The 20,281-nt window shown below is 51.7% G+C and carries 18 protein-coding genes and 1 pseudogene; 5 read left to right on the forward strand and 14 right to left on the reverse strand.

Going from position 1 to position 20,281, the window contains the following annotated elements; all coding sequences use genetic code 11:
• Nucleotides 1–39 precede the first annotated feature (39 nt).
• Together aegA and V8L73_RS09435 are read right to left on the reverse strand one after the other, a co-directional pair.
• Nucleotides 40–2,037, reverse strand: coding sequence for a formate-dependent uric acid utilization protein AegA (aegA, locus tag V8L73_RS09430; RefSeq protein WP_347254704.1), 1,998 nt, complete (start codon nucleotides 2,035–2,037; stop codon nucleotides 40–42).
• Nucleotides 2,038–2,341: 304 nt separating this feature from the next.
• Nucleotides 2,342–3,868: a YdgA family protein gene (locus tag V8L73_RS09435; protein WP_347254705.1), complete on the reverse strand. Its 1,527-nt coding sequence runs from the start codon at nucleotides 3,866–3,868 to the stop codon at nucleotides 2,342–2,344.
• Nucleotides 3,869–4,132: 264 nt separating this feature from the next.
• On the opposite strand from V8L73_RS09435, the gene fumC reads away from it, so the two are divergent.
• Both fumC and V8L73_RS09445 read left to right on the forward strand, forming a co-directional pair.
• Entirely contained in the window at nucleotides 4,133–5,530 is a 1,398-nt protein-coding gene (gene fumC, locus V8L73_RS09440; RefSeq protein WP_347254706.1) for a class II fumarate hydratase, read from the forward strand.
• A gap of 86 nt (nucleotides 5,531–5,616) precedes the next feature.
• Entirely contained in the window at nucleotides 5,617–6,213 is a 597-nt protein-coding gene (locus V8L73_RS09445; protein ID WP_347254707.1) for a hypothetical protein, read from the forward strand.
• A gap of 8 nt (nucleotides 6,214–6,221) precedes the next feature.
• Here V8L73_RS09445 and V8L73_RS09450 read toward each other — a convergent pair whose 3' ends face one another.
• On the reverse strand, nucleotides 6,222–6,368 hold the full coding sequence (locus V8L73_RS09450; RefSeq protein ID WP_347254708.1) for a DUF2770 family protein: 147 nt from the start codon (nucleotides 6,366–6,368) through the stop codon (nucleotides 6,222–6,224).
• A 14-nt stretch (nucleotides 6,369–6,382) separates the two neighbouring features.
• Nucleotides 6,383–7,651: an MFS transporter gene (locus V8L73_RS09455; protein WP_347254809.1), complete on the reverse strand. Its 1,269-nt coding sequence runs from the start codon at nucleotides 7,649–7,651 to the stop codon at nucleotides 6,383–6,385.
• 277 nt (nucleotides 7,652–7,928) lie between these two features.
• Between V8L73_RS09455 and mlc the strand changes: the two genes are divergently transcribed.
• The 3 genes from mlc (at nucleotide 7,929) to V8L73_RS09470 (ending at nucleotide 10,891) form a co-directional block, all read left to right on the forward strand.
• The gene (gene mlc / locus V8L73_RS09460) at nucleotides 7,929–9,149 is read left to right on the forward strand and encodes a sugar metabolism global transcriptional regulator Mlc (RefSeq protein WP_347254709.1); all 1,221 of its coding nucleotides are present in this window, start codon (nucleotides 7,929–7,931) and stop codon (nucleotides 9,147–9,149) included.
• Between the two features lie 226 nt (nucleotides 9,150–9,375).
• Entirely contained in the window at nucleotides 9,376–10,047 is a 672-nt protein-coding gene (gene bioD, locus V8L73_RS09465) for a dethiobiotin synthase (protein WP_027273202.1), read from the forward strand.
• Between the two features lie 94 nt (nucleotides 10,048–10,141).
• Nucleotides 10,142–10,891, forward strand: coding sequence for an SDR family NAD(P)-dependent oxidoreductase (locus V8L73_RS09470; protein ID WP_027273201.1), 750 nt, complete (start codon nucleotides 10,142–10,144; stop codon nucleotides 10,889–10,891).
• Nucleotides 10,892–10,976: 85 nt separating this feature from the next.
• Here V8L73_RS09470 and osmV read toward each other — a convergent pair whose 3' ends face one another.
• The 10 genes and pseudogenes from osmV to V8L73_RS09520 all read right to left on the reverse strand — a co-directional run bounded on the left by osmV (nucleotide 10,977) and on the right by V8L73_RS09520 (nucleotide 20,072).
• Nucleotides 10,977–12,116, reverse strand: coding sequence for an osmoprotectant ABC transporter ATP-binding protein OsmV (gene osmV / locus V8L73_RS09475; RefSeq protein WP_027273200.1), 1,140 nt, complete (start codon nucleotides 12,114–12,116; stop codon nucleotides 10,977–10,979).
• Complete coding sequence (osmW, locus tag V8L73_RS09480; RefSeq protein WP_373876148.1) at nucleotides 12,117–12,746, reverse strand: osmoprotectant ABC transporter permease OsmW; 630 nt, start codon at nucleotides 12,744–12,746, stop codon at nucleotides 12,117–12,119.
• A 29-nt stretch (nucleotides 12,747–12,775) separates the two neighbouring features.
• A complete protein-coding gene (locus V8L73_RS09485) occupies nucleotides 12,776–13,720 on the reverse strand; it encodes a glycine betaine ABC transporter substrate-binding protein (RefSeq protein ID WP_347254710.1) in 945 nt (314 codons plus the stop codon).
• A 19-nt stretch (nucleotides 13,721–13,739) separates the two neighbouring features.
• Complete coding sequence (locus tag V8L73_RS09490) at nucleotides 13,740–14,468, reverse strand: ABC transporter permease (RefSeq protein ID WP_027273197.1); 729 nt, start codon at nucleotides 14,466–14,468, stop codon at nucleotides 13,740–13,742.
• A gap of 378 nt (nucleotides 14,469–14,846) precedes the next feature.
• Complete coding sequence (locus V8L73_RS09495; protein ID WP_051155546.1) at nucleotides 14,847–15,194, reverse strand: DUF1161 domain-containing protein; 348 nt, start codon at nucleotides 15,192–15,194, stop codon at nucleotides 14,847–14,849.
• 143 nt (nucleotides 15,195–15,337) lie between these two features.
• The gene (locus V8L73_RS09500) at nucleotides 15,338–16,729 is read right to left on the reverse strand and encodes an L-cystine transporter (RefSeq protein ID WP_027273196.1); all 1,392 of its coding nucleotides are present in this window, start codon (nucleotides 16,727–16,729) and stop codon (nucleotides 15,338–15,340) included.
• Nucleotides 16,730–16,931: 202 nt separating this feature from the next.
• Complete coding sequence (locus tag V8L73_RS09505) at nucleotides 16,932–17,483, reverse strand: hypothetical protein (protein ID WP_347254711.1); 552 nt, start codon at nucleotides 17,481–17,483, stop codon at nucleotides 16,932–16,934.
• A 17-nt stretch (nucleotides 17,484–17,500) separates the two neighbouring features.
• Nucleotides 17,501–17,947, reverse strand: a pseudogene (locus V8L73_RS09510) (phosphotransferase); the annotation flags it as partial.
• 414 nt (nucleotides 17,948–18,361) lie between these two features.
• The gene (locus V8L73_RS09515) at nucleotides 18,362–19,546 is read right to left on the reverse strand and encodes a PLP-dependent aminotransferase family protein (RefSeq protein WP_347254712.1); all 1,185 of its coding nucleotides are present in this window, start codon (nucleotides 19,544–19,546) and stop codon (nucleotides 18,362–18,364) included.
• A gap of 244 nt (nucleotides 19,547–19,790) precedes the next feature.
• Entirely contained in the window at nucleotides 19,791–20,072 is a 282-nt protein-coding gene (locus V8L73_RS09520; protein WP_261830966.1) for a hypothetical protein, read from the reverse strand.
• Between the last annotated feature and the right edge of the window lie 209 nt (nucleotides 20,073–20,281).

The raw sequence follows: 20,281 nt of genomic DNA on the forward strand, positions 1-20,281 counted from the left end.
CCGCTAATGGCGCCCGATTCGGTTTAACGCGATGTTTTACTAGGCCGCTTTGCTTTGCAAGGCGTCATCGCCGGTCAGGTAGCGAACGATGCTCTTGGCCGCCTTTCTGCCGTCTGCGATAGCCGTCACCACCAGATCGGCGCCGCGAACGACGTCACCGCCGGCAAACACTTTCGGATTGCTGGTCTGGCAGGCAAACTGCTTGAGGTGAGGCGCAAGGATGACGCCGTAGCTGTCAACTTCAACGCCAACGTCAGCAAGCCAGGGCATTGGGTGGGGGCGGAAGCCAAAGGCTTTGATAACGGCGTCAGCGGGCTGAACAAACTCCGAGCCTGCAATCACTTTAGGACGTCGACGACCTTCAGCATCGGGCTCGCCCATTTCGGTTCTGACCAGGCGTACGCCGCACACGTGGCCATTGTCGTCTAGCTCCAGGGCGACGGGCTGAACGTTGAACATAAACTCAACGCCTTCTTCCCGCGCGTTTTTCACTTCTTTCTTAGAGCCCGGCATGTTGGCCTCGTCGCGCCGGTAGGCGCAGGTGACTTCGCTGGCGCCCTGTCGAATAGAGGTCCGCAGGCAGTCCATCGCCGTATCTCCGCCGCCAAGCACCACGACGCGCTTACCGGACAGATCGATATAAGGCTCTTCCTTCAGCTCGGGCAGGTGCATTACTTTCTTGGTGTTGGCGATAAGGAACGGCAGCGCGTCATAAACGCCCGGCGAATCCTCGTTGTCCAGTCCGGCGCGCATAAACTGGTAGGTGCCAACGCCGACAAAAACCGCATCGTAGTCGTTAACCAGCTGGCTAAACTCGACGTCTTTACCGATTTCCGTATTTAAATGGAAGGTAATTCCCATTTCAGTGAAGACGTGGCGACGATTGACCATCACATCTTTATCCAGCTTAAAGGAAGGGATGCCGAACGTCAGCATGCCGCCGATTTCCGGATGGCGATCGAAAACGACGGCCTCAACGCCGTTACGCGCCAAAATGTCCGCACAGGCGAGTCCTGCCGGCCCCGCGCCAATGATAGCCACTTTTTTGCCCAACGGTTTTACGTGGGAAAGGTCAGGGCGCCATCCCATTTCAAAGGCCGTATCGGTGATGTAGCGCTCAATGTTGCCAACGGTAACGCCGCCCGTCGCGTTCAGCGTACAGCTGCCTTCACAGAGGCGATCCTGAGGGCAAACGCGCCCGCAAATTTCCGGCAGGCTGCTGGTCTGGTGAGATAGTTCAGCGGCTTCGATAATCTTCCCTTCTTTAGCCAGAGAAATCCAATGGGGGATACGATTATGCAGCGGGCAGGTCCATTCACAGAAGGCGTGGTTACCGCAGGTAATGCAGCGGTTGCCCTGAGTTTCTACCTGCTCGGGCGTAAAGCGCTTATAGATTTCAACGAATTCTTCTTTGCGCGCCGTAAGATCTATCTTATGCGCATCGCCGCGGGGAACCGAAACCTTTTCCGCCAGTCGGTCCGTTAGCTGACGGGGGGCCTCGACAACGGGGCGCGTCGCGCCGGTTGGGGCTTCTCGCAGCGCGGCGTGCTGTAGCTTCTGCTTTTGCTGCGCCAGCATGGATTCTTCACTCACTACGCGCAGAGCCTTCGTCGGGCAGGCCGATACGCAGGCGGGGCTTTGAGCGTCGTTGACGCACAGATCGCACTTGTGGGCCGTCGTGCGTGCGTCAGAATGACTTCCCGCAAGCGTTATGCTTTCTTCAACCATGCCGATAGCGCCGAAGGGGCAGGCCAGTACGCAGGTTTTACAGCCGATGCACTTATCCTTATTGAGCTGAATGCTGTCGTCTGCGTGAGTCAGGGCGCTGCTGGGGCAGACCTGAGCGCAGGGCGCATCTTCACAGTGCCGGCAGGTTACGGCGGTTCTGATAGCGGCGGTCTTGATAACTTTGATTCGGGGAAGGTAGAGCTCAGGGACTTCCGGGTGTTGTCCGTTATTGTGGGTCATCACGCAGGCGACTTCACAAACGCGGCATCCGATGCACTCTTTTGCATCGGCAATGACAAAGCGGTTCATAAAAACTTCCTGTTATGTTCCGATGTGCTGGAACGCTATTGTAATTGGGTTAACCATCACTTTTATTATGGTTATGGTGTTTATCACAGGAAAGAGGGCTTAACAATAGTGAAAATGCCGAAAAAATTTGTGAAACGGTGGGGTAATTCTTGAGTAAAGTGAAGGGATTAGTAACTTAATCAAGTGATAATAAAAGGGAAATAATTAAAAACATTAAAAACAATCGCTAGCTGACACGTTTCCGCCTGAAACAATTTATTTCAAGCGGAAACGTTTATTTTTTCATCAATCGTTCATATTCTGACTAGTTGAATCCTGGCCCAAAGAAAAGCGCGAGGAAGCTTTCCAAAGGCATCTTCTGGCCGTTTAAATCAACCTGAGCGTCCGCATAGTTAAGCGAGAAGGTTGCAGTGTTGTCATCAACCTTGGTCAGAAGCTTTTGGTTCACGCCCATATCTATCAGCTGGCGGATAGAGTCTGACGCCTGAGCCTGCGCTTCTTCGCCCGTGATGTTGCCTTCAAGTTCAGCCGTCATGCGAGCCTGTTCAATCATCATCGGAACGGAAAGCTTAACCTTGCTGCTAAACGATTTTGTTAAGCTGACTATTTGTTGAACGGGATCCGTTTGTTCACCTAAATCAGCGGGGCGCATAAGGGTTAGCGAAGTGTCTAGCTGGCTTTCGCCCTTGTCATTTTTCCAAACGAAAGGCGCGATGCTGAGGGTTGGATTGCCTTCCAGAAAGGTCATCAGATTAACGTTCAGACCCTGAGCCGAATTCGGATCGAGGGGAATGCCGCTTAACATATAAACCAGGATATTGGAGTTTTGGTTAAAGTACTGAAGCGTTTTTCCATCAAAATTGTCCAGCTTGATTTTTGCTGAACCGGAACCCATGTTCTTGCCTTCAATGCTAAGCTTATCAACCGCAACGTCTACCGTTTGGTTAATGAACTTACCGCTCTCCTGCGCGTTGCTGTTAACTTTCAGGCCTTCAATCGTAGAATAGGGCGTGCCGTTTTTGCTGATGTTCATATTCTTCAGCGCAACGTCGACCTGTCCCATATTCATTCCGAAAGAGCCCGTTTTGCCGCGGCTGTTGACGGTTAACTCATCCCACTGAATCTGCTCCTGTCCCGCTTCTTCCTCATCACTCGGCGAGGTCATAACGGTTTTACCGAGCCTGCCGGTAACGGTGTACACCTCGTCTTTATCAATCGCCACATCAAGCTTGAGGGTGTCGTAGCGGAAGGTCGAACCCAGTTCGTTAAGGTCGAGAGGAGAGCCGGTCAGAGAAAGGCTTCTGGTGTCGCCCTGAACGCGCACCTGGCCGTTAAAGGTTGTACCACTAAACGTCAGTCCGCCTTCCGTTTTTTCCCGTAGGGGCAGTAACGTAAAATCAAGTTCGCTATCGCCGCTGTAGCCGGTCAATACGCTAGCGGTAAAGGGCGATTTGCCTTCCGTCATGACAAACAGGTCTTTCAGCGACGCCTGCTCCATCAGCGAAATCTGTGAATAGGCCAGTTTAGGCGCCAAGCTGAACTTGGCTAAAGGGAAAGGGCCGTGGCTGATAGTTTGTAAAAGAGAGACGGTATCGGATTGCCCCTTTTCTGCAACGGTTACTGTGTACGTTGCCTGAGAAGAAAAAATGCCGCGCTGATAGTCAGAAATTTTCACATTGGCCTTATAGCCTAACTTATCAAGGCGCGTTTGGGCTTCCGCTATGGACGTTTCTATCTGAGTTTGAATCTGTTTTCCCGTATACCAGGCGCCGCCAACCCAAGCGCCGCCTAATACGGCCACTATTCCAATGGCAACCAGCGATTTTTTCATTATGCAATCCTTATCGTTCTGTTGGGGTATTGACCAGCAGCCTGCCTGGCTAGTGGTAAACTTAAATTCAGCAGCGTTTTTTCAACAGCAGAAAATACATAAATAACGTTAATCTATTACATCAGTAATATTAATGAGTCTCATCCCCATTAACGGCGGTATCATCACAGAAACGTTGTCGCAGTTGAAGGATGATAGGTATTCGCTGCGGGTAAAGTATAACGTAGTTCGCGATTTTTATTATATCGATATCAGGAGAAAATCATGGTTGCTATGCGTACAGAAAAAGATTCTATGGGTCCGATCGGTGTTCCTGAGAACAGCCTGTGGGGCGCACAGACTCAACGTTCGCTGGAACATTTTCGCATTTCTCAGGAAAAAATGCCCAAAGCGCTTATCCACGCTCTCGCTCAGGTCAAGCGTTCTGCGGCGGTGGTGAACATGCAGCTGGGGCTGCTGGATGAGAAAAAGGGCAACGCTATCATCAGCGCGGCGGATGAAGTGCTGGCGGATAAGCACCCGAACGAGTTTCCCTTAGCTATTTGGCAAACCGGTTCCGGTACGCAGACCAACATGAACATGAACGAGGTTTTGGCCAACCGCGCCAGCGAGATCCTTGGCGGAAAGCGTGGTAACGATCGCCTGGTGCACCCAAACGACGACGTTAACAAGAGCCAGAGTTCTAACGACGTATTTCCGACCGGAATGCACGTCGCGGCGGTTATTGCGGTTCGAGAGCACCTTATTCCTGAGCTTAAAGCGCTCCATAAGGTTCTGGCAGACAAGGCCGCGGCCTATCAAGACATCGTCAAAATCGGCCGCACTCACCTGCAGGACGCCACGCCGCTGACGCTGGGGCAGGAAATCTCCGGCTGGGCGGCAATGCTGGCCTATAATCTCAAACACATTGAAGATTCGCTGCCTCATCTGTGCGAACTGGCGCTCGGCGGTACCGCCGTAGGCACCGGGCTTAATACCCATCCCGAATACGCCGTTCGCGTTGCAAAAGAAATTGCATCACTGACCGGCCAGCCGTTCGTTACCGCGCCCAACAAGTTTGAAGCATTGGCAACCTGCGACGCGCTGGTTCACAGCCACGGCGCCCTGAAGGGCCTGGCGGCATCGTTGATGAAAATCGCCAACGACGTGCGCTGGTTGGCCTCCGGGCCGCGCTGCGGCATCGGTGAAATCGCCATTCCGGAAAACGAGCCGGGCAGCTCCATTATGCCGGGTAAAGTCAACCCGACGCAGTGTGAAGCCGTGACCATGCTGTGCGCACAGGTGATGGGAAATGACGTCGCCATCAACATCGGCGGCGCGTCCGGCAACTTTGAGCTTAACGTTTACCGCCCGATGATCATCGATAACTTCCTGCAGTCCGTACGCCTGCTGGCCGACGGTATGAACAGCTTTAACGTACACTGCGCTTCCGGCATCGAGCCGAACAGAGAGCGCATCACGAAACTCCTCAACGAGTCGCTGATGCTGGTTACCGCACTCAATACCCATATCGGTTACGACAAAGCGGCGGAAATCGCCAAAAAGGCCCACAAAGAGGGACTGACGCTGAAAGCTTCCGCGCTGGCGCTGGGCTACCTGACGGAAGTACAGTTTGACGAGTGGGTCCGCCCGGAAGATATGGTTGGCAGTATGAAAAAATAGGCCGTTAGGATAGGTAAGACTAAGGCGCCGAAGGGCGCCTTTTTCGTATAATGAATGGAATTGCAGCCTGTCAGGGAAAATAGAAAATGGGAAAGCGTAATTTAGAGGACTTGAAGCTGGGGATTGTTGAAGCCAATTTCACCTTTGTCAGCGATTTACAGGAGCGTCAGCGTTGGGAAGAACGAGGCTTCACTCCTACTGACATCGTCCCCACGATTGGCGCCGATGAAGGAGACGTTAGCCTTGTCGGTATGCCGCTTCGTCTTGTTGATATACAAGATAAGTATGTTGGCCGGGAAATAGTTGGACTGGAAACGTATTTCGGCACTTACGGTATGGGCGGCGCGGGATTTTTAGGTATTCAGTTGGACTGTGATGAAGCTGTAATACCTTCGTGGATCATATTTTGCCTTTGGTGTAGCGACAGGCATACGAGACTTGACGCACTGCCGTTTCAGAACGATGAAGAAAGCAGAGGGCGGATTATAGGGGCGAAGATTATCGCCATTGATTTTTCATCTGAATGCGTAGCGTTCTCTTTGATTAAAGACGAACACACAATGACGCTGGCATTTTGCTATACGCCAGATGCCAAAAAGCTGATAGTTGAGCAGTTGGAATATGAGCCGCCGTTAAGAGAGCTCGTGTTGGCAATCTATGACGGTTCAAACCTGCTAGTTTAACGCAGCCACTATTCGTAGAACCAGATAAAGTAAACATCCAGCGCCAGCACGATAAGCCAAATCACCAGATAAATCATCAGGTGCTCTCGTACGTTTTGCACCACGGCGTTCAACAGGCGCGAGAGCAGGTTTGGCTTGTCGTTTGCGTTACTCATTTATAAACCTCTCATCAGGCGGTTTTCTTTTTGCCTACTGAAGGCAAAAGTGACAGCCATCGGCTGATAAACAGCGCGCAGACCAGCATCAGGGATAAGAAAAGCACCAGGCCGGACCAGCCGTAATGATACCAGACCAGCCCGCCAGAGGTGCCTGCTATGCTCGATCCCGTATAGTAGAAAAACAGATAAAGTGCCGACGCCTGGCCTTTTGCTCGCTTGGCCCGCTGCCCGATCCAGCTGCTGGCAACCGAGTGGGCGGCGAAAAAGCCACAGGAGAAAATCAAAAGCCCAAGCAGAATCAGCCAGATAGACGAGAAGAGGCTAATACACAGACCCAGCAGCATCAGCCCGACGGAAATCATAAATACCCGCCCGCGGCCGTACTTAAACGTCAGCGCGCCCGCTTTCGGCGAACTGTAAGTACCGGTGAGATAGACCAGCGAGAGAAAGCCGACGAAGGTTTGGCTTATGTTGTAAGGCGCCTCCATCAGGCGATAGCCGATGTAGTTAAACAGCGTCACAAAGCTGCCCATCAACAGGAAACCCTCGGCGAACAGTAGCGGCAGTCCGCGATCGTGCCAGTGCAGGCGAAAGTTGAGCAGAAGCGTTCTTGGGCGCAGGGATGAAGGACGAAAGTGCCGAGACGGCGGAAGAATGCGCCAGAAAACCAGCGCCGCCGCCAGTGCGATAAGGCCGATAATGCCAAGCGTAATCCGCCAGGAGAAAATGTCGGTCAGCACGCCGGTTAAAAGGCGGCCGCTCATGCCGCCAATCGAGTTGCCGCTGATATAAAGCCCCATGGCAAAAGCCACGTGCATAGGGTCTATTTCTTCGCTCAGATAAGACATCGCGACGGCGGCAACGCCGCTCAGAGCAAGGCCGACCAGCGCTCGGGTTATCAGAATGCCGTGCCAGCTGGTCGTCAGCGTACTGGCGATAGTGAATAGCGCGGCCAAGAGCAGTGCTGTCACCATCACGGGTTTGCGGCCCACCGCGTCGGAAATAGGGCCGGTAAACAACAGTCCTACCGCCAGCATCGCCGTAGACAACGATAGCGACAGGCTGCTGCTGGCGGGAGAAATGTTAAAGTCGGCGGATAAAATCGGCAAAATGGGCTGAACGCAGTAGAGCAGCGCGAAGGTGGCAAGCCCGGCGGAAAACAGCGCCGCGGTTACGCGGGCAAAGCTCGGCGTGCCGCGAACGATAAAGGGCGTACGACGATGGCCGCTTTTGGAGGCGGTATCTGTGGGGGCAGTGGGTTCAGGTTGAGATTCGGTCATTGGTGCTGCGTCTTTTTCAGACTCATTGCGTTCCACAGCAATTCCTTAGTCAGTTAACCCGCGCAAGGAAATCGGCTCGATAGGGATGACAAACCGAGTGGCTTAAACGATAATCCACTGCCATCGGGCACGGTAGTCTCAATGCGTCGTTTTGAGTCACGGCGGGTAGAATTCGACGATCTTGTGCTTTTTCTATAAACAATGATTATACATAGCTTGTCGAATAAATTCCGGCGACCGCGACAATTATTTCGCAAGTGAGAAAAGAGGCAGTAGGGTGAACAGAGAAGGGCAACCGGGGCATATTGACCACATCAAACAGGCCAATGCGGGAACCGTATATCGTCTGATTGATATGTTTGGCCCCATTTCTCGAATTTCCCTCTCCAAGATTTCCCAATTGGCGCCGGCAAGCATCACCAAAATCGTACGTGAGCTTCAGGACGCCCACCTGGTAAAAGAAACGGAAGTCAGCGAACCCGGCAGCCGAGGGCGGCCGGCGGTAGGCGTAGAGCTGGACACGAAGGCCTGGCACTATCTTGGCGTGCGCGTCCACTATGGCCATCTGTCGCTGGCGCTGCAGGACCTCAGCAACCGCCTCATTGTTGAAGAGCAGATTCCTTTCCCGGTAGATAATAAAGTCGTTCCTTGGCTTACTCGCTTTACTGCCGTCATCGAGGCCTTTTTTGAACGCCATCAGGCGCTGTTGGAGCGATTGACGGCTATCGCCATCACCGTTCCCGGCATTATCGATACCGCGACGGGCGTCGTTAAAAAGCTGCCTTTTTATGATGAAGAAGACCTTCCGCTGGCTGCATCGCTGAATAAAAAAACCGGACTGCCGGTATACGTACAGCAGGACATCGCCGCCTGGGCGATGAGCGAAGCGCTGTACGGCGCGGCGATGAACTGTCAGAACGTCATTCAAATCACCATCGACGATACCGTCGGTGCGTCAGTTATCAGCGGGGGACGCATGCTGCACGCGGACTCCAGCCGCCGCATAGAAATTGGCCATACGCGCGTTGAGGCAGGTGGTAAAGCCTGTTACTGCGGCAATAGCGGATGTCTGGAAACTATCATCAGCATGGGAAACATTCTTGAACGTACGAAAGGCCTGCTGAGTTCCCATCCGGAATCGCTGTTAAATTTCTCTTCCCTGAGCATCGATAACCTGTGCCGCTATGCAAATGCGAACGACGCGCTGGCAAAAGAGATAATTCAGCACGTAGGCGCGCACGTGGGCCAAATCGCCGCCGTCATGGTCAACGTGTTCAACCCCGAAAAAATCCTCATCGGCTCGCCGCTCAACAAGGCGTCTTCGATTCTTTATCCCGTCATTGAAGAGAGTATCCGCAGCGCGGCGATGCCGGACTACACCCATTCGCTTCGCGTGGAGCCGACGCGCTTTATGAACGTAGGCACTATGCCCGCATCGACGCTGGTCAAAATGGCGCTTTATGATGGTTCTTTGCTGTTAGGATTACTTCAGGGATAGCTACCGAAGTAACCATTAACACTTTGTTTTTATGACGCATTTCCCTTTATTCATTAAACATTGAGCTAACGCAATCTATTGCATCAGGGCATCGCCTAGACTTTTGACATTAACGTAATGACGCCTTTGTATGTGCAAAGGTTAATCTGTAAACGCTTAACGGCGCTTTTCCGCACGTTCTACAGATGCTGTTCTTTTTATTGAAGGTTCTGGAGCAAATACCTTTATGCCAAATCGATTTTTTGTAACGGGGACGTGTACCGAAGTCGGTAAAACCGTGGTTTCACGCGCCCTGCTGCAGGCCTTTATTAAGCGAGGGAAGAGCGTTGCTGGCTACAAGCCCATCGCCATCGCTTCTCATGAAACGGATGAAGGGATGCGAAACCACGATGCGCTGGTGCTTCAGTCTTCCTCGTCCGTAGCCGTCACCTATCGAGACGTTAATCCCGTTATTATTGAACACCATGCCGCACTGACCTATGGCGAAAGCCCTCTGGATTATGAAAGCCTGTCGCGTGGGTTAAGCCGACTCCAGTCGCAGAGCAACTGCGTTATCGTCGAGGGCATTGGCGGTTGGCGCTTTTTACTCAACGGCATGCGCCCGCTGTCCGAATGGGTGATTGAAGAAAAAATGCCGGTTATTTTGGTGGTCGGCATCCAGCAGGGCTGCGTCAACCACGCAATTTTAACGGCTGAAGCCATTATGCGCGACGGATTGACCATTGCGGGATGGGTCGCAAACCGCATCAACCCAGGCATGGCCTACTATGCAGAAACGATCGCGGCGCTTAAACAGAATATCTCTGCGCCCTGTATCGGCGAATTGCCTTATCTTGCTCGCCCGGAAGAGCGCGATCTTAGCGGCTATATTAATCTGGATCTTATTTGCTGCGAGTAGCGCGCCGTGTGCCCGCCGAATTATTGTGATACGCTCAGACAGCCACCGCTTTTGCCTTTAAGCAGTGCGTTCAACCGATTAAAAAGGAGATGCCATGATTGTTTTCGTAACCGGTGCGTCCGCCGGGTTTGGTCAAGCCATCGTTAGGCGATTTGTTAAAGAAGGGCACCGAGTCATCGGCGCGGCCCGCCGCCTCGATCGCCTGCAGCAGCTTAAAAGCGAGTTGGGGGAGCGCTTCCTGCCGGTGGAGCTGGATGTGTGCGATCGCGAAAAACTGCTGGACGTTCTGAAAAACCTGCCGAGCGATTTCAAAGAAATCGATCTATTGGTGAACAACGCTGGCCTTGCTTTAGGCTTAGAGCCAGCGCATCAGGCGCAGTTTCAGGACTGGACCACCATGATCAATACGAACGTTATCGGCCTGGCGTCTGTAACTCACGCCATTCTGCCGCAGATGGTCGAACGCAATCGCGGCCACGTTATCAACCTGGGCTCAATCGCCGGCACCTATCCGTATCCCGGCGGCAACGTTTACGGGGCGACCAAAGCCTTCGTTAAGCAGTTTAGCCTCAACCTGCGCGCCGACCTGTCCGGCACGGCTATCCGAGTAACTGACGTAGAGCCGGGCCTTTGTGGGACGACTGAGTTCTCCAACGTGCGCTTTAAAGGTGATGACGAAAAGGCGGCAAGCCTGTATGACGGCGCTAATCCGCTGACGGCGGACGACATTGCGGAGAGCGTATTCTGGATAGCGACGCTGCCGGCCCACATGAATGTGAATCGCATTGAGCTCATGCCGGTAACGCAAAGCTTTAACGCTCTGAAAGTGACCAAGGCCTCCTGATTATTCAGTACGCTTTCTATATTTCCCTATATAAGATAACGGCGCCGAATGGCGCCGTTTTAACATTGTGAGTGACCGCGTCACGTTATTGCGCTGAAATCTTGCGCCGCGTACGGCCCGAACTCAGGTAGTCGGCAATATAGTCCTGCGATATTTCGCCGCTGTAGCGTCCCTGTTCGTCCACAATAGGCATCCACACCAGGTTGTGCTCATAAAGTTTAGACAGCACGACTCGCAGATTGTCTTCCGCTCGGGCGGTTATGGTGATCGGGTGCGTCAATTCACCGCAAACGCCGTCAGCGCCGCGGGCCTCCCGACGCTTTACAAATCCAAGCGGCTTCTCATCGTCGTTAACCACCACGATAGAACGCATATCGTTATCGTCCATGACGGCAAACGCTTCGCTCAGCGGCGTTGAGCGGCGAACGGTCAACGTCTCCTGCATATCGGTCACGTCTCCGGCCTGCACCAACAGCAGGCGCTTGAGGGTGCGGTCCTGACCAACGAAGGAGCCGACAAACTCGTCGGACGGCTTGGCCAACAGCTCATCCGGCGTCGCACACTGCACGATCTGCCCTTTACGGAAGATGGCGATGCGGTCGCCCAGCTTTAGGGCCTCATCAATATCGTGGCTTACCAGCATGACGGTTTTTTTCAGCTTGCGCTGCATCTCCTGGAATTCGTTTTGGATGGACTCGCGGTTGATGGGGTCTACCGCGCCAAACGGCTCATCCATCAGCAGAACCGGCGGATCCGCGGCCAGGGCGCGAATAACGCCGATGCGCTGCTGCTGACCGCCGGACATCTCTTTCGGGTAGCGCTTCAAGAAGCGGTTAGGGTCCAGGGCGACCATATTCATCAGCTCGGCAGCGCGCTCTTTGCAGGCCTTCTTGTCCCAGCCCAGCATGCGGGGAACGACGGTGATATTCTCTTCAATCGTCATGTTGGGAAACAGGCCAATTTGCTGAATGACGTAGCCGATTTTACGGCGCAGGGTGACGGTATCCATATTGGCGGTGTCTTCGCCGTTGATAAGAATGCGGCCGCCGCTGGGGCGAATCAGACGGTTTACCATTTTTAGCGTCGTAGTTTTGCCGCAGCCGGAAGGGCCGAGCAGGACGCACATTTCGCCTTCAGGAACGTGCAGATTGACGTCGTTGACGGCCTTGAAGGTCTGGCCGTTCTTTTGCTTAAACTCTTTGGTCAGATTTTCTAATTTAATCATTTATCGAACTCCTTTAGGCGTCAGGGCAATCTGTAAGCGGTGCAGCAACCAGTCCATCGCGATAGCCAACAGGCTAATCATGACGGCGCCGGCAATCAGCAAACGAGGGTCGCTTCGGCTAATGCCGTGCAGCAGCAGCAGGCCTAATCCACCTGCGCCGATGACGGCGGCAATGGCCATAACGCCGATATTCATCACAACGGCGGTTCTGACGCCGCCAAAAATCACCGGCAGCGCCATGGGGATTTCAACCCAGAGCAAACGCTGCCAAAAGGTCATGCCGATGCCTCGACCCGCCTCGCGCAGGCCCGCCGGCAGGTTGCTGAGCGCAATGTGCGTGTTGCGCACGATGGGCAGCAGCGAGTAGAGAAAGACGGCCGTTACGGCAGGGACCGCGCCAATGCCTTGGCCTACCATGGAAAATAGTGGGATCATCAGGCCAAAAAGGGCGATGGAAGGGATCGTCAGCACCACGGTCGCCAAGCTTAAAACCGGCGCGGCAAGCCATTTATGTTTTACGATCAGCACGCCCAGAGGCACGCCAATGACAATCGCCATGCCTACGGCCAGGCTGACCAGCAGCAGGTGCTGGCCTGTAAGGGTGGCGATATAGCCTGCGTCTTGCCACATATACTGTAGAGTTTCCACTTAGCGCCTCCTTAAAGCAGTCCGTTGTCTTTCAAAAACTGCGTCGCTACGCGCTCAGCGGACTGGTGTTCAATATCCACTTTGGCGTTTAACGCTGAAATAACGTCGTTGTTCAACAGGCGCGACAGGGTATTGAGCGCATCGGCAAGCCCCGGCGTGCGCTCGAGTATGTCACTCCTGACGATAGGAGTGACGGCGTAACTTGGAAAGAAGCCCTTATCGTCTTCCAGCACCTGCAGATTGAACCCCTTGACGCGGCCATCGGTGGTATAAATCAGCCCGACGTCAACAAAGCCGTCGCGAATGGCGTTATATACCAGCCCTGAGTCCATTTGGCGGATCTGCGGGCGCTCCAGCTTCAGGCCATACGCTTGCTGCATTGGCGCCAGGCCGTCAGAGCGGTTTACAAATTCGGGGTCGAAACCCATCATCCAAAGCCGCTTTTGGTCGCCGTTTTGCATTTGATTGAGGCGTTCAACCAGCTGAGAGAGCGTATGAATATTCTCTTTCTCCGCTCGCGTCTTTTGCATGGCGAAGGCGTAGGTGTTGTTCATTTTGGCCGGTTCAAGCCAAACGATGCCTTTTTTTCCGTCCAGCTCCTTAACCGTCTGGTAGGTTTTTTCCGGCGTCATTGGCTCTTTGATCTGGTTATAGACGATGAGCGACGTGCCGGTGTACTCCCAAGCCATATCTACCTGCTTGTTCAACATCGCCGAACGAATGATGGTTGATGCCAGATCGGTTTTAGGCGTTACTTCAATTCCTTTAGTCGCCAAATATTGAACGGTGATAGCTGACAAGATGTGCTGTTCGGTAAAGTTTTTACTGGCAAGTACCAAAGGATCCGCGCAAGCGGCGGCGCTGCAAAGCAGCCCGGCGCACAGTGTGCCGACCGAGGCGGCGCGCTGCCAACGCGCCCGGAGTTTATTGATGAGTCGCTTTTTGAATATAGACATAGGTATCCCGTTAAGTTGTTTATCTGGCCAGCTGTGGGCTAAGCAAATAGCTCAGTGCGGCAAGGGCGGTGTCCAGCAGCAGGGCCACAACGGCCGTTGCCGTGGCGCCCAGAAAGAGAAGCGTCGCGTCGTTCAGATAAATACCGGGGAAGATCAGCTCGCCGTAGCTGCTGGCGCCAATAAGGAACGTCAGCGGTACAGTACCTACGTTAATGGCGGCCGCAATGCGGACTCCCGTCATGATGACCGGCAGCGCATTGGGCAATTCCACTTTCATTAATCTTTGTAGCGGCGTCATGCCGATGCTGTCGGCGGCCTCAATTAATGAAGGGGGAATTGCCTTCAATCCGGAATAGGTATTGCGGACGATAGGTAAAAGAGAAGCCAAAAACAGGGCAAAAATGGCGGGCTTATCGCCGATGCCTACGACGACCATCGCCAATGCCAGCACGGCAAGAGGCGGCAGCGTGTTGCCCACGTTGAAAATCTGCATGGCGGGTTCAGCCCAGCGCCTTGCAAAGCGTCGACTTAAAAGCACGCCGCTGGGCAATCCGACGACAAGCGCCAGAAGCATAGAACAGGCGACCAAATAAAGGTGTTGATGGCCTAAATAGAACAGATCTTCTTTATGCTGTTTAAGCGCGTCGATGCCGATGCCATAGGCAATAAAAGCAATGACGACGATAAACAGCAGCCCCCCCAAAATTAAGCGTTTTATTAACGCCGATTTATGCCAGTTGTTATGCATATAGTCCCCAGGAGAAAACGATGTGAGCTGACAGAGCTCTTGGACAAAATCAATTCGCTGATTCAGACGGTCGCTGCGCTAGCGAAATTGGTTTAAACATGGAAAAACGCGGATGTATCTAGCAAAAAATATCAATAAGTCCTCTGGAAACAGCATTTCCAAGGCTTATCGTACGTTTTAAGGTATAACATCATACCAAGCGGATTTCCAAATTATGGGGGGATAAATTTTATGGGAATGGGGAGGGAATAGAGCGACAGCCCTTGTAGAACAAGGGCTATAGCCAATTTAACTTTTTTTACACAATTTTAGTGACAACGTCACACGTGAGGGTGCAGCTAACTTCTGAGTACATAAAGAACCCATACTCATACACCGTCAAGGCTGGGTTTGGGATTCGGTTTTAGGTTCGGTTTGGGGCTGAAGGTCCGGGTGTTCCGTGTCTTCAACCTTAGGCGTTTGCACCGCGTCTGCAGCAGCGGAACCGCTTACGCGGCTATAGATAATTTGCTGTTGGCCACCGCCGCAGGTGCCAACGACTTTAGCGTCTGCGGATACGTCCTGACCAACGGGCTGAGTTGACAGGGTAAAGCTGGATTCCGGAACGCCGTTATTAATAATTTTTTGTGAAATGTCGGCCTTTATCTCTTCACAGTTGTTGGCCAACGCGGCCAGCGGAGCGACAGAGAAAAGGGCGGCAACGGCCATCATCAGCGGTTTATTCATTACAGGGCTCCTTGGTTTACGATTTGCCGATATGTTTTAAGACTAGCAAAGTCGTGTGTTTTTTTGGTGAAGAAGTGAGTAATGAAATGAAAAAATGCAGCCCGGAGATGGCTGCATTTCTTTACATATGAACAGAAGAGCGCTTAGCGGTGGGCTAATTCGCCGTCATCCTCAGAGTCAAGCACTGCCTTATCCGTCTGCCCTAAAATCTGGCTTGTTATTGTACCCGCCGTCATGGCGCCGTTGACGTTAAGCGCCGTGCGGCCCATATCAATAAGCGGCTCAACGGAAATCAGCAGTGCGACCAGCGTTACCGGCAGCCCCATCGTCGGCAGTACGATAAGCGCAGCGAACGTTGCGCCACCGCCCACGCCGGCGACGCCCGCAGAGCTTACGGTAACGATAGCGACCAGCGTCAGGATCCACATTGGGTCGAACGGGTTGATGCCGACGGTTGGCGCCACCATCACCGCCAGCATGGCGGGATAAATGCCGGCACAGCCGTTTTGCCCAATCGTCGCCCCGAACGAAGCCGAGAAGCTGGCGATGGTCTCAGGGACGCCGAGGCGGCGGGTTTGCGCCTCTACGTTCATCGGAATACTGGCAGCGCTTGAACGGCTGGTAAAGGCAAAGGTCAGCACCGGCAACACTTTGCGGAAAAACTTCAGCGGGTTAATGCCGGTGAAGCTCAACAGGATGCCGTGAACCACAAACATCAGCGCCAGCGCGATGTAGGAGGCCACGATGAAGCTGCCAAGCTTAATCAAGTCCTGTACGTTCGAAGAGGCTACGACCTTGGTCATCAGCGCCAGTACGCCGTACGGGGTCAGTTTGATAACCAGACGAACCAGCTTCATAACCCAGGACTGCAGCGTATCGATAGCCGTCAGCACGCGCTGTCCTTTAGCTTCGTCATCCTTAAGCAGTTGAAGAGACGCGACGCCCAGGAATGCGGCGAAGATAACGACGCTGATGATTGACGTTGGGTTCGCGCCGGTCAGATCGGCAAACGGGTTCTTGGGTATAAAGGAGAGGATCAGCTGAGGCGTGGTCAGGTTGGCCACTTTCCCTATATAGTTGGATTCAATCGCTCCCAGGCGAGCCGTCTCCTGCGCGCCCTGCACCAGGCCTTCCGCCGTCAGGCCAAATGCCAGCGTGATCATAATACCGATAAAGGCCGCGATCATGGTGGTAAACAGCAGAATGCCGATAGTTAAGAAGCTGATTTTACCGAGCGAAGAGGCGTTATGCAGCTTGGCGACGGCGCTGAGGATGGAAACAAACACCAGCGGCATCACGATCATCTGCAGCAGTTGGACATAGCCGTTGCCGACGATGTTAAACCATGAGATGGACTCTTTTAAAACCGGGCTGTCGACGCCGTATACGAACTGAAGGCCTAAACCAAACAGAACGCCGACGATCAGGCCGACCAGCACTTTTTTGGCCAGGCTCCACTGCGTGCGGCGGGTTTGCGCCAGCAGTACCAGAAGTGCTACGAAAACGAGCACGTTAATCGTTAGTGGTATATTCATTCCCAACCTCAGAAAAGTTTTTATTGTTCAAAAGGTAATCGCCAAAAGCGGTATGAAAAGAAGTTTATCAGTTAATTGTTATGACTACTTATAGCAAAATAGTATTGGTTATGCTGTCTAATTGTATATAAAAAAGAGATCGTATTGATTCTAATAGCTATTGCCGTTGATAGTATCCATCTATGGTAGGAATAGCCTATTATTATTTCGGTCTGGCGTAGCTCACGGTGATATAGCGCTCACCGTCGAACAGAAACGAGCCGACTTTCGTTGCCCCCAATCCGATAAGATGGGCATTGAGAGAGCGCTGATTTCCTTCATTAATAAAAGCGAATCCGGTTTGATACTCCGATGCCGGCAGGAAACGCCACATGGCGGCATAAAGCCCTTTAAAAATCCCTAAGCCGCCGGCGTTTTCCGCTACGCAAACGGGGCCAAAGATAAAGGGGGCCAGAGCCGAACAGGGTTGCAGCGCCTTGACCATCGCCTCGACGACCGGTGAAGGGGAATCGAAAGAAAAGGGCGAAAGGCCCAAAAAGCCAAGAACAACGTGATTTTCATCCTTTGCCACTAACAGCCCCAATCGCGTATTGATCGCATCCAGCATCGGCGCGCTGAAACGCCTGTCGAGAAAGCCTTTCTGACCGTCGTGATTGTTGACGTCGGGGTAAAAGGGCTCGGCTATCTCCAAAATGGCGGGATAGTCTTCAGGCCGGGCGCGAAGGTAACGCAGCTGTTTCGCCGTTTTAGCCATAAGAGACGCTCCAGTTGTAGACGAAATATGTGATCGCTGTTAAAAGGGCAGTTACAAACAGGAATCGAATGCAACCGGCGCAGGAATACTGCCAGGGCATCAACAATATTTTCATGGGAATCAGGATATTCTTCTAACATCTGAAATGCCGTCTTTCCTGAGATCGCAGTTGTTAGTAGCCATGCATGATCGGGAGTACGGATAAAATGCCTGATGACCGGAAGAGGCATGAAAGCCGTCAGCCAGTTAAGTCGAACCATTTCATCTGTAATGTCATCGGCGATGGTACCTTTGCCATACTTTAGAAATAATTCTGGCGCATCGGGTTTACCATATAATCGATAAATTGTTGCGCCGGATTGACCGACATTATCGCGCGCCCATTTATAACCATATAGCTCGGCATCCAGACTTGAATTTAATCGCAGACCCGGACAAGGCGTTTCCCGCTGAATATGATCCATAACACTCCTTAATTAGCGAGGTCAGACGCCGGTCGACAGCATCCTGGGTTAAGTAAATAACTCAGCAGCGTGAGCCTTCATAGTGATTATACATGGCGGGCATCACTTAACCCAAAACGGACTACAGCTGTCAGATTAAAGGTTTTTGACAGCCTTTGGCCAGTACGTATGAGACCGTAGGAACAGCATAAGTCATCATGCAAAACATCAGATTGCAAAATCCGACACTTTGGTTCGCATAATGTATATTATGTTAAATAAATGATGGCAATTAACAAACCAAATCTGTTTGACGCTTCCGCGTAAACGGCCCTTTCTCATAAATCGATTATCCACAACGTCACTCCTGCGACAGCTGCTTACATCGCTGAGCGAAGTAGCAGCTGTCTTCAAATGTCCTGACTATGAGGATGGCTAATTTAAAGAAGCCTTTAATCTCATAACGGCCTCTTTAAGATTTTCATCCGTGACCGTGACGTAAGACATTCGCAAGGTTGAATATTCAGGATCACTACAGTAAAAGAATTCTCCCGGAACATAGACTACGCCGTTGTCTAACGTCTTTTTTAACCATTCCGTTGTATTCATTTCATATTTAAATCTTGCCCATAGGAACATCCCACCCATAGGCTTATGGAACGTCAAATGCTCGCCCAGCTCATTCTCAATGTGTTCACATAGCGTTTGGCATTTATGTTTATATGATTCGCGAATAATTTCTATTTGCGCCGCCAGGCGACCGGTTTCTAAATAATGATAAGTTAACGACTGCGAAAGCGCGCTGGTATGCAAATCCGTTGCTTGCTTAAGATTAGTCACCTGTCTTTTTAACCACGCGGGCACAACCAGCCACCCTATTCTTGCGCCAGGCGTTAAGATTTTTGAAAACGTGGATGTATAAATCACGTTATCGCTATTGTCCATTTCCTTCGCATAGGCTTTAAGCGGCTTAAATTTTTGGGACGTAAAATTAATTTCGCCATAAGGGTCGTCTTCAATAATGACAAAATCATAGCGTTTCGATAATTCGACTAATTGCCTACGGCGACTATCTGAAAGCGTTACTCCACTGGGGTTTCCAAACGTTGGGACAATATAGACGGCTTTAACCGATGTGGTTTTTACCATTTGTTCAAGCTCATCAATATTCATTCCGTACTCATCGGTGCTTACGGAAGCTAGCTGAGCCTCAGCTAGCTGGAGCACCTGTAAAGCAGCAAGGTAGGTCGGCCTTTCGACGATAACGACATCCCCTGGATTAATGAGCGCCCGAGCAAGAATATCGAGCGACTGCTGGGAGCCTGAAGTGACAATGACATCGTCCACATTACAGGTTATCATTCGCCCAGCCATCAGTTGGCAAATTGATCCACGCAATTCAGGGCTGCCTTCGCTTAAACCGTATTGAAAGGCATCCTTCCAAGAGGCGGATAAAACCTTGTCCATAGCAACTTGTAAACCTTCGCGATCAAAAAGGTCAGGATTCGGTATTCCCCCGCCCAGTGAAATAACGCTCTCCATCTTGCTGTGTTTCAATAGTTCTCTGATTGCTGATGATTGAAGGTTTTGTGCTTTCCTGGCTATTTTAAAATTTGACATCTGATGGTTCCTTTTTTGTTGTATCTCAGTCTTAGTATCACATGTCAGACTTTTTGATAATCACTTTTGCGTTAAGAAACAGTGTACGAGCTATGATGAAGGTAATTTATGATGATTCGCAATATATTGAGAATGGGAGACGCTAAACAACGCTATTTATCTTCAAACGGCGTAATAGACGGAAATTCCTGCGTGATAAAATTAACGGCCTCCCGAGAAAGCCGTTTTGATAAGAATATGTAAACTACGCCACTGCGTAAATTCTCACGTCCGGTGCGCCGTTCAGATATGGCTTAAGCGCTTCAACGACGTCTTCGATAAATAACTGAGACCCCAGATAGGCTTCAGCCTGCTTTTCCGTTTTGAAGCCATGCAGAACCTGAACGTCTTCTTTACGAACCAGCAGCTCTTTAGAAACCGCACCGTCAACGTTATTCAGGAATGGCGCCTTGTATTTCTGATACACTGCCGCTGCCGCCGCACGATTCTGTTCACTGATATCCAATGTGATTTGTAAATAAGCCATTGTTAAGTTAACTCCTACCTTTTAGTTAAATTGCTGGCCAACCCATCTAAAGCTGCTCAGCGCCCTTATTGCCGTTACGGTTTAATCGCTTGATTTCAAGACCTCAAAACAAAAACTCTGTATCATGGCCTTTGTTGCAAGCTAAAATATTCAAACGATTTCTATTGATTATCTCTACCGCTTGTTCATTATGTTGATGTTTTTATTGG

Source organism: Leminorella grimontii (assembly GCF_039789245.1).
Classification (GTDB): domain Bacteria; phylum Pseudomonadota; class Gammaproteobacteria; order Enterobacterales; family Enterobacteriaceae; genus Leminorella; species Leminorella grimontii.